We start from the raw sequence: 14,161 nt of genomic DNA, 5'->3' as shown, positions 1-14,161 counted from the left end.
CTTCGACGTTCCGTGTGGCAGGAACTCTGACCTGCGCATCGCCAAGGTTCATGACTGCGCAAACCTCTGAGGTCAAGCGCACAGAGGTCATCATCCGCGGCCATAGCGCCGCATGCCGAACATCAAACAGCCGTGTCGCGTGGTGAAAATACAACGCGAACACAACAAGATATCAGCTGATATGGGATGTCCTGGAGCGGGTAGCGGGAATCGAACCCGCACCTTAAGCTTGGAAGGCTCTTATGATACCATTTCACCATACCCGCTCAGGGAATTTGGTCTATAAATCGGTGCTTTCTGAGCGTCAAGCAGATCTGACGTGAAAATCTCACATTTCGTAGCTTCGCTTGGAACCACCCACTGCCGCAGATCTGATCTGCGGCCTCGTCAGCTGCCCAGCACGCGGCCGATCCAGCCCTTGCGCGGCGCGTCGCCTTCGGCAGGCGTTTCTGCGCCCGCATCGTTTGCCTCCACGTCGGCGCCAGCCGCCCCCTCGCCTTCAACAGCCGCCTGAAACCGCTCGAAGAACTGATCGGCCATTTTCTTGGCAAAGCCATCAATGATACGGCTGCCAAGCTGCGCCAGCTTGCCACCGACCTTGGCCTCCACTTCATAGGTCAGCAGGGTTTGCCCATCTTCGCCGTCGCTCAAGGTCACATGGGCATCCCCTTTGGCAAACCCGGCCGCCCCACCTTTGCCTTCGCCGCGCAGGGTCAGACTGTTTGGCGCATCAAGATCAGAGAGCATCACAGTACCGCGAAATGTCGCCCTCACCGGGCCGACTTTCTGCACGACAACCGCCGTAAAGCCGTCCTCGGCGGAACCTTCCATTTCCTGACAGCCGGGCACCGCGTTCTTCAGGGTTTCGGCATCCAGAAGCCCCTGCCAGACCTCGGCGCGCGGAGCATCTATGGTGCGGGTATCGGCAAGTTTCATAAGCGCTTTTTCCTTCTTCTGGCTATCTGCTGACGAGCGGTTTCTTGGCAGGCAGCGGACCGCCTGCGTGACATTTGCATAGCCGAAACCATAACCGCTCCGATATGCGACATTGGTTGCAAGCCAGCAGACTGATGATGCGCGCCGCCCTAACGTTTGAGGCCAGCGCGCGCCATCGGTCTGCTGCCGGCCATTTTCTAACCAGATCATAGGCGCTGATCATAGGCTTCGACCTTTCGCCTATTGGTAGGTCTGCATCTCTGCTGTTAGCATGATTCTTGCCGCAAGCGGCGCTTAATTCACCGCCGGTCCCGGCCTGCGCCACGGACGAACCGCCCGACCGATCTCAGGAGCCTGATGACACAGTCGCCCCCCACAAGCCCCCCGACCCAGAGCGGTAACGCCGAGCCTGCGAAATCGGCCCGCTTTGTCACCGCGCTGATCGTCGAGGATCATCCGCTGTTCTGCGATGCGCTGGCGATGACGTTGCGCGCGACGGTCGGGATCAGCACCATCGCAACCGCGCCGACTCTGGAACAGGCCATAGCCGAGATTGCCGATGCTGCCACCCCGGATGCGGTGGTCCTGGATCTGAACCTGCCGGATGTTCATGGGCTGGACGGGCTTATCCGGTTGCGCAACGCCACCAGCGCGCCGATCCTTGTCGTCTCGTCGATGGCGGACAATCGGGTGATTAGTGCCGCCATCCACTCCGGCGCCGCAGGTTTCGTCCCCAAGCACAGTCAGCGCGAGATCTACATCAGCGCATTTGACGCGATCGCAAGGGGCACGCCCTTTGTCCCGCCCGGCTACGTGCTGCTACCCCGCGACAGCGAAACGCAGGACGCGACCGGACGACTGGCGACACTGACCAATCAGCAGGCGCGCATCTTGCAACTGATTTGTGCTGGCAAACTGAACAAACAGATCGCCTATGACCTGTCGATTGCCGAAACCACGGTCAAGGCCCATGTCACCGCAATCATGCGCAAACTCGGCGTGCAAAGCCGTACCCAAGCGGTTCTGATCGCAAAGGAAACCAGCTTTGCAAACGTCTTGAAAGATCTTGGCTGACCTGCCTACCATCCGCCATGACACGCCCTGCCCCTCCCCGCGCCAACGCCAGCTCCCCCGCAGTCGCGCCGGTTGAGGCTGGGCGCACGCTGCCCGCGATGGCTTCCGCATTACACCAGGCCAGTCGCATCACCCGCACCGGTTTTGCTGTGGCCGACGCGCCCGATGCGCCGGCGAAGTTGGCACAGATGCTGGCGCCGCTGGATGATCTTGAGCTGGTCATTCTCTTTGTTTCTCCGCAGGCCGACATCCATGCGCTCAGCGCTGCGGCGACACGTGATCTGGCCCCCGCACGGGTGATTGGCTGCACCACCGCAGGCGAAATCGGCGAAGCCGGTTACACAGACGGAGAGATTGTCGCTATCGGCCTTCCGCGCAGCCATTTCTGCGCACGTGTCCTGCCTATTGACGATCTGAACGCCTATGATGCCCAGAGCCAGATCGACCAGATTATCCGCAATCGCAATGACATGGCGCGGGAGACACCGCAGTGGGGATCCGAATTTGCCTTTCTGTTGGTGGATGGATTGTCGGTCAAGGAGGACGCGCTCACCGCCGATCTAGCGCCAGGGCTTGGCCCGGTGCCACTGTTTGGAGGATCCGCCGGGGATAGCACCGATTTTGGCGCGACCTATGTTCTTTGCAACGGAGAGGCCCGGCAGAACGCTGCGGTCTTGCTGCAGATCCGCAGCAACTGCCCGATCAAAGTCTTCAACACCGATCATCTTGTACCGACGGCCCAGCGCATGGTGGTGACCGGGGCTGATCCTGCCCGCAGATTGGTCTATGAGATCAACGCAGAACCCGCGGCCCGTGAATATGCGCGCCTGCTGGGCAAGGATCCGGAACAGCTGACCACCTTTACCTTTGCCGCCCATCCCCTGGTGGTGCGCATTGGGGGCCAGCATCATGTCCGCGCCATCCAGCAGGTCGCAGACACTGGCGATCTTGTGTTCTTCTCAGCCATCGACGAAGGGGTCGTGCTGACGTTGGCAGAGCCTCTCGACATGGTGGATCATCTCGACCGTGCGCTGTCTTCACTGGGAGAAACCCGGACACCGGATGTGATTCTGGCCTGCGATTGCCTTCTGCGACGGATGGAAGCCCAGCAGAAACAGCTCACCCCGCAGATATCCGCGCTGTTGGCCAAACACCGCGCAGTGGGATTTTGCACCTACGGCGAGCAGGTGAACTCCATCCATGTGAACCAGACCCTGACCGGTGTCGCCATCTACCCGCCCGAAACAGACGACGCTGCGGTCCAGTCATGACCGCGGGCCTGATTGATCCGCGCGATTCGCTGGAACGGCAGAATGAAAAGTTGCTGAAAATCACTGCCACCCTGATGCGCAGGGTGGAACAGGATACGGATGCCTCAGGCCTAGCCTATGCGCAGTTCGAACGCGCCGTGTTGCTGGAAGAGGAAATCCGCATCCGCACCCGCGATCTGGAGCGCACGCTGGATCTGCTCAATCTCTCGAATGCCAAGCTTGCCGAGGCCAATCGCGAGACCGAAGCCGCGCGCGCAAATCTCGCCAATGCCATTGAAACCGTGCAGGAAGGTTTCGCCCTCTTCAATGCGCAGGATGTGCTGGTGATGTGCAACAGCCGCTTTGGAATGCACATGCCAGACATTCGCGCTGATCTGCGACCGGGGCTGAGGTTTGACAGTTATGTGCAGCTGGTCAGTTCGAGCACGTCCCTTTCACTCCCGGCGGGCACGCCCCCCGCCACTTGGGCTGCGCGCCGACTGGCCCGTCATCAGGATCGCAGCGTCATGTTCAACGTCCGCATGACCGGCAGTCGATGGGTGCAGGTGAGTGAGCACCGGACGCCGGATGGCGGCACGGTCATTCTGCAGACCGATGTCACCGATATCATGCGGCTTCAGCATCAGGAGCGTGAACGCATTCTGGACGATCAGGCGCGGCTGATCCGCGCCACATTGGAACACCTGAATCAAGGAGTCTGCATCTTCGATCAGCAGGCCCAGCTGGTCGGGTGGAACCGGCTGATGGGGGATCTTCTGTCGATCCCAATCGGGAGGTTTCGCATCGGCAGCCGGTTTGAGAGTATTTTTGAGCGGCTGCGCGAGACGTTCACCTTTGCGCAGGTGGATATCGCCGATCAGGTCACAGACTGGGCCCGCCCGCGCACCGAATTGGCGGTCGGCTCAGCTTCCGAACAGACCACCGCTGATCAGCACGCGCGCGCTCCGCTCTCTTTCGATATTCAGCAGGGCGCGACGCGGGTTCTGACCGTGTTTATGCAGGATATGCCCGATGGGGGCTTTGTGATCAGCTTCACCGATGTCACAGCTGAACGGCAGGCGGCCCGCGCCATGAGCGAAGCGCGCGACACATTGGAGCAACGTGTGCTGGAGCGCACGCTGGAGCTGGAAGACGCGCTACAAGCCGCTGAACGGGCCAATGCGTCCAAATCCCGCTTTGTCGCTGCCGCATCCCATGATCTGCTACAACCCTTGTCTGCCGCAAAACTCTTTGTTGCGGCTCTGAAAAGCGAATTGCCTGACGCTTCGCCTCAGAACACGCTGCATAAGGCAGCCAATGCGCTGGACAGTGTGGAAACACTGGTCTCCGCCCTCCTTGATATCTCACGGCTGGATTCCGGTCGCGCAGAGGTCCATGTGACCTCAGTAGATCTGGATGACCTGTTGGGTCAGCTGCAGGACGAGATGCGCCCAATGGCCGATGCCAAGGGGCTGATCTTGCGCCTCAGGCCCAGTCGCACGCGCGTGCTGAGTGATGTGACCTATCTGAGGCGTATCATGCAGAACCTGATCTCCAACGCGCTGCGCTATACCGATCAAGGTGGTGTACTGATCGGCATACGGCCCCGTCGGGCCTCCGTCCGGGTCGAGGTCTGGGACACAGGCCCCGGCATTGCAGACGAAGACCGCAACCGAATTTTCGCGGAATTCCAGCGCCTCAATGCCACAGCAAGTGCTGCAGACGGCATGGGGCTGGGGCTGGCCATCGTAGAACGTGCCTGTGCGCTGCTTGGCCATCCCCTGACACTCAGATCTGAAGTTGGCCGTGGAACGGTCTTCGCCATCGATCTGCCCCGCGACGCCGCCAGCCCGCCAATCGGGGAGGTGTCCCGCCTCAGGACAGATGCCCCTTACCCTGCCCCCACGCAGCTGCCCCAATTGATCGCGTTGTTGATCGTTGCCGATGCGGACCTGCGCCAGGCGCTGAGCCTCACCATGGAACAATGGGGTATCGACGTGCTGCCCTGTGCCAGCGAGGATGAGGCCCGGACCTTGCTCGCCGAAATTGAAGTCACCCCGGATGTTCTGCTGATTGACCTGCAATTGGGGTCAAATCAATGCGGCGCCAAAGTCATTGAGGATCTGCGTCGCGATTTTGGACCACTGCCCGCTTGCCTCATTTCCTCCAGCCCCAACCCGGACATCACCAGGCTGGCACAGAAACTGGATGCCCAGCTGTTTGCAAAGCCTATCAACACAGAGCAACTGCGCAGCTTTCTTAACGGCCTTCGGTCCCCGCAAGTCTGACGCCCAACCTGCGCACCTCCGCCTGAAGCCAGCAGCCGCGCTGACAAAGACAACGGGGTGACGCGCCTGACCGCCGCAAAAGTGATCCGGCCGTGCTGGCCAAACGTAGCAAATTTATAGATACCTACCTATCTGCGATACCTATCCCGCCGCCAAGATCATCACACAGCCGGAAACCCACGCCAGATGACCTCTCTCCACGCAATGCCGACGCACCGGCCCACCGCGATCATCACTGCGCACGGACAACCATCCGATCCCGCCCCGCAGGAACGCGCACTGGCGGAGCTTGCAGATGCGGTCGCATCACTGATGCCAGAGTGGGATATCCGTTCGGCCACCCTTGCCATGTCCGACCGGCTGGAGCAGGTGACCCCGGAGGGGGCGCTGATCTACCCGTTCTTCATGGCAAATGGCTGGTTTACCAGTTCGGTGCTGCCGCGACGCCTGCAAGGCCATAACGTTCATCTTCTCCCCCCTTTTGGGCTGGATCCAAGCCTGCCAGACTTGGCCTGCGACGCGCTCGCCCTTGCCTGTGCCGCACGCGGTTGGTCCCTCTCCCAAACCCACATTCTGCTCGCGGCACATGGGTCAGCCCGTGGTCCCAAGGCCGCAGAAGCGGCAGAGACCTTTGCAGCTGCGATGCGCGACCGCCTTCCCGGCACCACGCTGGCCACCGGCTATGTCGAGGAAGACCCACGCATCGCAGAGACCGCCCGAGTTTTTGAGGACACCACCCCAGCGCAGCCCAGCCTCTGCCTGCCGTTTTTTGCGCAAGCGGGCGAACATGTGCGCGACGACATCCCCGATGCGCTGGCCGATGCAAGCTTTGGTGGTGATACGCTGCCGGTTCTCGGCGCGCTCCCGCAGGTGCCACAGCTGATTGCAAACGCCCTCAACACGGCCCTTTCCGGCCCTGGCATCATGCGGACTTGATCTGGTTGCGGCGGGGCTCTCCTGCACTCTGCCTGCAGCCATGCATCATCGCGATGATCATTCCAGGGTGGATTTTTCTCCTGCCACATGCCACCGGCACAGGCATCTGTCTCCATCACCCCGACACCCGGGTCAGCGCGCCCTTAAGTACAAGACAGCGCCATGACAGAATTTTTCAATTTTTCCGCCCGGTTCTGCACAGCTCCCCTTGCACCGCCTCCCCGCATGTGATTAATCACGCCTCACACCACCGGTAAGGCGAGTTGGCGGAGTGGTGACGCAGCGGATTGCAAATCCGTGTACACCGGTTCGATTCCGGTACTCGCCTCCACATGTCCATATGGACCTTATATTCCTTGATAATATAGTCAGAAAGTCTCTGAAGGGACTAGGACTGACATTATGCCTGACACTACAGGCGACATTATTCGAGAGGTGCGATGTTGAATTGGCACGCCACCAGAGTGAGCCGCCGAGGCCAGGAATACTATGTTGTGCTAACAGTCCCGAAGCAGGCACGAGCCGCCGTGGGAAGTACGCAATTGAGGATGTCCACCGGCACCTCTCATGTTTGGGGATCAGAGAAGAAACGCTGCGACCTTGATCTGTAGATGCGTCAACAAATCTTGAGGAAGGTTCAAGAGGACCGGCTTTCAGCAAGAGGCAGCGCGTTTCAGACAGAGGTAGGAGAATTGGGCCTCTCTGACGTGAGCTACCTCTTTCCATATTGCCAGAAAATTGGCGACGTTGCCCCACAGACCATGTGACCCGCCCCCCCCAAGGCTCCCTCATTCATAACGAGAGTTTGTGGGTGTGTTTTTCATATTCGTCGTCTTCGTGTTGGGCAAGCGCGTCGTGCGCGGAGCTCTCAAATTGCTCAGGCACTCGACGCGCTTCAGCAGGTGTTTGGTTTTCCAGTGATGAGTGGGGACCAACCTTGTTGTAATCGTATCGCCAGGCGGTCCCTTTCTGGGGGGCAGAAGAAGACTGCACTTGCAGTGTTGGATGCCGCAGGTGCGCCTAGGTTGGGATTGCCAGAGAAGGCTGATCAGCTTGCCACCCCAATGTCGGGTCCGCCATCGACCACAATCATCAAGCCCGACAATCCAAACCTTCCTGGCATCGTGGATGTTAGAAACGGGACCGTACTTGCCGTTGCACGGTATGATCGGACGACACGTAGGGACGGGTCACTACGACGCCTTCATCAAGAGGATTTCGCACAAGCCAATGGTATTTTCCCCAGCCAGAAGTATGAGCAAGGCACCGTGGCAGGTTTGAACCTGAACCAACTTCTTACGACTGCGCAGCATCTGCCCGCACAAGATGCCCCAACACTGCAAGATCAGGTAATCTTCAACATCCTTGTCGCCAATACCGATGCACATGCAAAGGACTATTCGATGCTGCTCAGTGGCGGGCCAAGGTTGGCACCACTCTATGACGTATCGATTGTCCTGCACTGTGACCACGTAAACCAATACCACGCTCAGAAACTGGGAAGGCGCAAACGCAAGCCCGCTGACATGGCACGGCTGTATTGGGAACGGATCGCCGATGCAGCAGGGTTCAGCCCGCGTGGCATCCGACCGCGCGTGCAGGAACCCGTCGATGCAATGGTGGCGAAGCGCGTGGAGGCCGTGTGCGCTCAGCCTGGTGCCGAACGTGGCATGGTCGAACATGTTGCGGGGCTGATTGAAAGTAACGCCCGAAGGATCGCGAGTAGACTAAACGAAAAGACCAGCACAAATGACGCGAAAGACTGACATTGAACACACGCAAAGTATCACGAGAAGAGTTAAATTGTGCGGTTTGGGATAAGCCCGTTACCAGGCTTTCGAAGGAATTTGGGTAACGACAACGGGGCTTGCAAAAATCTGCGACCGACATGATAACCCCTGACCGCCTCAGAGGCATTGGACTAAATTGGTGACGGGCAAGGATGTTGAGACAACCCCTTTGCCGCCGCTTAGAAAAGGTCAATTAGCTTCCTTCGACATCATACCTGTTCCGCCAAGGACGTGGCAATCTCCTAAGGACGAAACCGCACGGTTCATGGCAAAGAAGGTCATTGCTGAGTTCACGGAACTGCACGATTTCAAAAGGCTTCATTCAGCGGTCAAAGCTTGGGTCAAGCAGCATCGGGATGAACAATCAAAACGCTGCCAGGAACGCCCACCCGTATGGGAAGAATGTCAGCGTCTGCAACAATTCAAACGCCTAAGCTCAGGCCTCACGGGGCTATGTACCACACGCCGCCTCTTCTGCGATCGAACCCGAAAGCAAATAACTTCATCAAAGCTCTCAAGATTGCCCCGCGGCAATCGCACCAGTCCGGCAGACCTCCCCCTAGCCCTCGACACAGCACTCCCGGCAACTAGATTGACTTGCGAACCGGCCCCGTTTCGCGGGCAAGAATGCTGATCACCCAGGCCAATCATACACGTCAGGAGACCAAATCACTTTGCTTGTGGCAGATTCTGCCTGAGCGACAAAGCAGTTCACCGGCTGGACATCAACCCGGCCAGCACCCAGACCTGTGCCGTTATGGCGTGGGAGAGGCCTTATTCTTTGCCAATAACTTAGACCAACCGGCGTGACGCTCTTTGCCTTCGACAACAACGGTCTCGATCTCGTTCTTGTCCAGCATTTCACGGATACCGTCCGGTGGAGGGCTATCAGTGAAGAAAACGTCAATCGAAGACATCTTGTCGAGAGAGACGGGAGCGCGTTTGTTGAATTTGCCGCTGTCAGCCACGACGATGCAGACCTGCGCATTTTCTGCCGCGACCCGCGCGATATTTGCCTCCTCAAGATCATGCAGCATAAAGCCCAGTTCGCTATTCACGGCGCCAACTGAGAACACGGCTAGCTGAACGTTGAGACGCCGCAGCAGATCCAGCGCCTCTGCTCCGAAGGCCCCGCCATCATGTGCACGCAATTCGCCACCCGCGAGAAAAACCCTGTTATTGTTCCGCATGGCCAGCGTCTGGGCAACAAAAACGGAATTTGTAACCACAAAGAGGTTGCTGTGATTTCTGAGCGCCAGCGCGACGTAGGCCGTTGTCGAACCGATGTCGAGAAACACAGAATCCCCATCGCTGATCGTCTCCGCCACGGCCTGGGCCAGTGCAGTTTTTACATCTGCATGCGAACTAAGGCGGTTTTCAAAAGGCGGCTCAATGACCTCTTCGTTGAGATGTACACCACCGTGTACCTTGCGCACAATTCTGCGCTCCTGCAGCGTTTTGACATTACGCCGGATGGTTTCGTTAGAGACGCTCAGCTTCTGCGCAAGCGCGCTCACACGGCAGGATCCACCTGCGCGGTGAAGCTCCCGCAAGATCTCTTCTTCTCGTTGGTTGGTGGTTTTCTGGGTCATTTCGGATGCAGGGGAAAGCTCTTAGTTTTGCTAAGCGCTATTCAAAAAAGCCACACAATGCAACAGCGAGCAGCATATTTCAGCGCGTGAATTGACGTATTGAATGAAAAAACGTTGTTTTTTGTGGCTTATATTGACTGAAAGCCAAGCCAACTGCACGATACCTCTACGTGACGCCAAGAATCACACATAACGCCACATAACAGGGAAATCGATATGCGACAGAACCTCAGAATATTCGGAGCTGCGGCACTGACGGCCGCCTTTTCCGCATCATCCGCCTGGTCTGCAGAATCCGCCGACCCGATCAGACTGACTCTGCACGACTGGTCTGGCCAGTTGATCAACACCAAGATCATGGGCCGCATCCTGCAGGAGGCAGGATACAACGTCGAATATGTGCAGGCTGACTATATAGCGCAATTCGCGGGACTGAAGACAGGCGACCTGCATCTGGCTATGGAGATCTGGGAAACCACCGGGCGTGAAGCGCTGGACGAGGCGACCGCCTCAGGCAAGGTGGTCAACGCGGGCGAAACCGGTCTGATGGCGATCGAAGAATGGTGGTATCCCTCCTACATGAAAGAGCGCTGCCCGGGCCTGCCGGACTGGCAGGCACTCAAGGACTGCGCCGATGAGTTTTCGACTGCTGAAACCTCTCCAAACGGTCGCTACGTCGGTGGCCCGGTAACTTGGGGAGGCTTCGACGAAGAACGCGTAGAAGCGCTGGAACTTGATTTTGAAGTGGTGCACGCGGGCACCGACGCGGCCCTGTTTGCCGAACTGGAATCTGCCTACCAACGCCAGGACCCCATTGTGCTCTGGATCTACGTGCCTCATTGGGCACCGGCCAAATACGAAGGCGAGTTTGTGGAATTCCCGCCCTATTCCTCAGAGTGCTACTCTGATCCATCAGTGGGTGTAAATCCGGATCTCGCGTATGATTGCGGGAAACCACGCGGCCCGATCTGGAAAGCCGCTTGGGCGGGCTTGCCCGAAAAATGGCCCGGCGCCTACGAAATTGTGCAAGCCTACAACATTTCAAATGACGAAATGAGCGCCATGGTCGGCAAGGCGGACCTGGATGGCGTCGATATCGACGCCGTCGTCTCTGATTGGATGACCGCCAACAAGGAACGTTGGTCTGGCTGGATCGCTAACTGATCTCACTCCCTAGGGGCTGCTGTCCGCTCTCAAGGCGGCCCCTTTCTTCCCCGCATGACAAATCCCGCTGGCCGCCGATGCGGACCGGCACCGGAGCCGCCTTGATGACCTCCAAGACCAAACTTTCTTGCCGCAACATCTGGAAGCTTTATGGCGCCAATGCGGAAGCCTTTCTGAACGCCAACCCCACGCCCAGCGGTGAGGACATCCGCAAGGCCGGCATCATTGGCGCCGTGCGGGACGCCCGGATTGACATTGCCGAGGGCGAGATTTTCATCATCATGGGGCTCTCCGGCTCCGGCAAATCAACTCTGGTGCGCTGCCTGTCGCGACTGATCGAACCCACCGGCGGACAGGTTCTGTTTGATGGTGTCGATCTGCTGGCCGCGAGCGAACAGGAACTGATTGAAATCCGCCGCCACAAGATGGGCATGGTGTTTCAGCATTTTGCCTTGTTGCCGCATCTGACGGTCTTGCAGAACGTCATGTTTCCACTGACAGTTCAGGCCGTACCCAAAAGCGAAGCCGAAGTGAAGGCCCGGGAAGTCGTGGAACTGGTAGGCCTGAAGGGGCGCGAGGACTACTACCCGCGTGAGCTGTCGGGCGGCCAGCAACAGCGTGTCGGCATTGCCCGTTCACTGGTGACAGAACCCGACCTGTGGTTTCTAGATGAGCCGTTTTCGGCGCTTGATCCGCTGATCCGCCGCGAGATGCAGGATGAATTCCTGCGCTTGCAGGCGCGCCTCCACAAAACCATCGTCTTCATCACTCATGATTTTGAGGAAGCCGTGCGCCTGGCCGACCGAATTGCCATCATGAAAGACGGTCACATCATCCAGATCGCAACGCCGGAGGAATTGGTACTGAACCCGGCCACTGACTACGTCGCCGAGTTCACCCGCCATATTCCACGATCCAAGGTTCTAACCGTGGGCGGCATCATGGCCTCCGGTACCGACGGCGAGGGTACACCTGTTCCGCAAACCGCCCGGGTTTCGGATGTCGCGGAGCAGATCATTGCCGCCGATGCGCCGCGCCCGGTCTGCGACGATAGCGGCCGCATTATTGGCAGCATAAACCGACAAGCCGTCGCCCGCGTATTGTTTGGCGCTGGCGAGACCTCCGGAGGGATAGAATGAGCGCCCGCCTCTCCCCTCAGTCAGCGACAGTATGGGGGCTGATCCTTGTCACGATCCTTCTGGGCAGGTTTGGCCGTGATCTGTCCAAAGCGCTGGATGCACGCTGGCTGATCAAAGTGCCTTCAAGTTGGGTGCTTCCGCTCAAGGGCCATATCTCATCCGCCATGACCTGGCTCGTAGAAGACGCAGCCATCGGCCCGATATCCTTTACTGATGTCACGCGCGCCGTCGCCTGGCTGATTGAGCAGCCCTACGAGTTGATGCTGAGCCTGCTGGCAAATGGTTTTTTTGTGTCCTCCGGCCCCGGCGCGGAGGCCCTGCTGCCTGCCGCCAGCTGGATCGCTGTGACGGCGGCTGTTATAGCTCTCGGCCATTATTGCCGCAATTGGGGTCTGGCGGCGGTGGCAGGAGCCTGCTTTGCCTATCTTGCAGTGTTTGGGCAATGGGACAGTGCCATGGTCACACTTGCCTCCGTGCTGATCGCGGTGCCGATCGGTGCCGGCGGCGGGCTGTTGACAGGGATCTGGGCCTACCGCCACCCCGTGGGCGAGCGCATTCTGTCACCCCTACTGGATCTGATGCAGACCATACCAATCTTCGCCTATCTGGTGCCGATCCTGTTCATGTTCGGCTTTGGCCCGGTGTCGGCGCTGGTTGCAACCATCATCTATGCAACACCGCCAATGATCCGCGTTACCATTTTGGCTCTCAAGTCGGTCGATCCGGAGATCCTCGACTTCGGCCGTATGGCTGGCACCACACCGCGCCAGCTGATGTGGCGGGTCCTGGTCCCCTCGGCAAGCCAAAGCCTGATGGTTGGCGTGAACCAGGTGATCATGCTCACGCTCAACATGGTCATCATTGCGTCAATGATCGGCGCTGGCGGGCTCGGCTTTGACGTGCTGGCCGCGCTGCGCCGTCTGGATATCGGTGCGGGTTTTGAGGCAGGTATTGCCATCGTTGTGCTGGCCATTGCGGTCGACCGGCTAAGCCAGGCCTTCGCAGAGCGTATGGGCCAAGTCCACCACATTGCACCCGGATCCAAGGCCACCCGCCACAAGCGGACGGTGCTGGTCCTGTCTCTGCTGATTATCACCTGGGGGTTGGGCCGTTTTTCCCCGCTGTTGCTGCAATACCCGATCAGCCAGACCATCACCACGGGCGATTTCTGGAGCGAGACAGTAAAATACCTGAACGTGAATTATTTCGACGCGTTCGAGGCGGTAAAAGTTTTCTTCCTTCACTGGTTCATGCTGCCAATAAAGAAAACATTGCTGGGCATCCCGTGGCCTTGGGCCGTCGCCATGCTGACACTGGTCGGATGGCGCGCTGGCGGGTTGCGGCTGGCATTGATGTGCGGCAGCATGTCCACGCTGATCGCTTTCAGCGGTCTTTGGGCCAAGGCGATGGTTACCGTCTACCTTTGCGGTGCCTCGGTAATCCTGGCAACTTTGATCGGCGTACCGCTCGGTGTGCTGGCGGCGCTGAACAAGCGCGCAGGCGTGGCGATCGGCCTGTTTATCGACACGCTGCAAACCCTGCCCAGCTTCGTCTATCTGATCCCGGTGGTGATGCTGTTCCGGGTTGGGGACTTCACCGCAATGATTGCTATCGTTCTTTATGCGCTGGCACCGGCTGTCCGTTACGCGGCGCACGGAATGCGTAGTGTCAGCGGCGAGCTGATCGAGGCCGGATTAGTCTCGGGATGCACCCGCTGGCAACTCTTGCGAATGGTACGGCTACCGATGGCGCTGCCGGAAATCCTGCTGGGTATCAACCAGACCATCATGCTGGCGTTGTCGATGCTGGTGATCACCGCTCTGGTTGGCACACGTGATCTCGGTCAGGAAGTCTATATCGCTCTGACCAAGGCGGACACCGGTCGTGGGTTGGTGGCAGGGCTGGCCATCGCCTTTATCGCAATCATCGCCGACCGTCTGGTCAACGCAGGAGCCCGTGGCGCCCGCATCCGCTTTGGACTGGAGACCTAAG

The 14,161-nt window shown here is 58.8% G+C and carries 10 protein-coding genes, 2 tRNA genes and 1 pseudogene; 9 read left to right on the top strand and 4 right to left on the bottom strand.

The window, feature by feature from the left end; translation table 11 throughout:
• Positions 1-192: 192 nt before the first annotated feature.
• Positions 193-266, bottom strand: a tRNA-Gly gene (locus INHI_RS0104730).
• A gap of 121 nt (positions 267-387) precedes the next feature.
• A complete protein-coding gene (locus INHI_RS0104725) occupies positions 388-936 on the bottom strand; it encodes an SRPBCC family protein (RefSeq protein ID WP_027246902.1) in 549 nt (182 codons plus the stop codon).
• A 357-nt stretch (positions 937-1,293) separates the two neighbouring features.
• Here INHI_RS0104725 and INHI_RS0104720 point away from each other — a divergent pair, with 357 nt between their 5' ends.
• The 5 genes from INHI_RS0104720 (at position 1,294) to INHI_RS0104700 (ending at position 6,815) form a co-directional block, all read left to right on the top strand.
• Positions 1,294-2,010 (top strand): LuxR C-terminal-related transcriptional regulator, encoded by a 717-nt coding sequence (locus INHI_RS0104720; protein ID WP_027246901.1) that lies wholly within the window; start codon positions 1,294-1,296, stop codon positions 2,008-2,010.
• 17 nt (positions 2,011-2,027) lie between these two features.
• Positions 2,028-3,281 carry an FIST N-terminal domain-containing protein gene (locus INHI_RS0104715; protein ID WP_027246900.1) on the top strand — a complete coding sequence of 418 codons (1,254 nt, stop codon included), beginning with the start codon at positions 2,028-2,030 and terminating at the stop codon, positions 3,279-3,281.
• Positions 3,278-5,548, top strand: coding sequence for a hybrid sensor histidine kinase/response regulator (locus INHI_RS0104710; RefSeq protein ID WP_027246899.1), 2,271 nt, complete (start codon positions 3,278-3,280; stop codon positions 5,546-5,548). The genes INHI_RS0104715 and INHI_RS0104710 overlap by 4 nt, the downstream gene beginning before the upstream one ends.
• Before the next feature lie 186 nt (positions 5,549-5,734).
• Positions 5,735-6,484, top strand: a complete 750-nt coding sequence (locus tag INHI_RS0104705; protein ID WP_027246898.1) for a CbiX/SirB N-terminal domain-containing protein — start codon at positions 5,735-5,737, stop codon at positions 6,482-6,484.
• Between the two features lie 257 nt (positions 6,485-6,741).
• Positions 6,742-6,815: transfer RNA gene (locus tag INHI_RS0104700), tRNA-Cys, on the top strand.
• Positions 6,816-7,276: 461 nt separating this feature from the next.
• Here the strand turns inward: INHI_RS0104700 and INHI_RS21040 are convergent.
• Positions 7,277-7,447 (bottom strand): annotated as a pseudogene (locus INHI_RS21040) (IS3 family transposase); the annotation flags it as partial.
• A 35-nt stretch (positions 7,448-7,482) separates the two neighbouring features.
• Here INHI_RS21040 and INHI_RS20855 point away from each other — a divergent pair.
• Positions 7,483-8,250: a HipA domain-containing protein gene (locus INHI_RS20855; RefSeq protein WP_162148080.1), complete on the top strand. Its 768-nt coding sequence runs from the start codon at positions 7,483-7,485 to the stop codon at positions 8,248-8,250.
• A gap of 779 nt (positions 8,251-9,029) precedes the next feature.
• Here INHI_RS20855 and INHI_RS0104680 read toward each other — a convergent pair.
• On the bottom strand, positions 9,030-9,866 hold the full coding sequence (locus INHI_RS0104680) for a DeoR/GlpR family DNA-binding transcription regulator (protein ID WP_014875225.1): 837 nt from the start codon (positions 9,864-9,866) through the stop codon (positions 9,030-9,032).
• 216 nt (positions 9,867-10,082) lie between these two features.
• Here INHI_RS0104680 and INHI_RS0104675 point away from each other — a divergent pair, with 216 nt between their 5' ends.
• The 3 genes from INHI_RS0104675 (at position 10,083) to INHI_RS0104665 (ending at position 14,160) form a co-directional block, all read left to right on the top strand.
• Positions 10,083-11,030 carry an ABC transporter substrate-binding protein gene (locus tag INHI_RS0104675; protein ID WP_014875226.1) on the top strand — a complete coding sequence of 316 codons (948 nt, stop codon included), beginning with the start codon at positions 10,083-10,085 and terminating at the stop codon, positions 11,028-11,030.
• Positions 11,031-11,134: 104 nt separating this feature from the next.
• Complete coding sequence (locus tag INHI_RS0104670) at positions 11,135-12,169, top strand: quaternary amine ABC transporter ATP-binding protein (RefSeq protein ID WP_027246895.1); 1,035 nt, start codon at positions 11,135-11,137, stop codon at positions 12,167-12,169.
• Entirely contained in the window at positions 12,166-14,160 is a 1,995-nt protein-coding gene (locus INHI_RS0104665) for an ABC transporter permease (RefSeq protein WP_027246894.1), read from the top strand. The genes INHI_RS0104670 and INHI_RS0104665 overlap by 4 nt, the downstream gene beginning before the upstream one ends.
• Position 14,161 lies beyond the last annotated feature (1 nt).

This window comes from Phaeobacter inhibens DSM 16374 (genome assembly GCF_000473105.1).
Lineage (GTDB): Bacteria > Pseudomonadota > Alphaproteobacteria > Rhodobacterales > Rhodobacteraceae > Phaeobacter > Phaeobacter inhibens.
The sequence above is the reverse complement of the archived record's forward strand: the minus strand, read 5'-3'. Positions and strand labels throughout refer to the sequence as shown.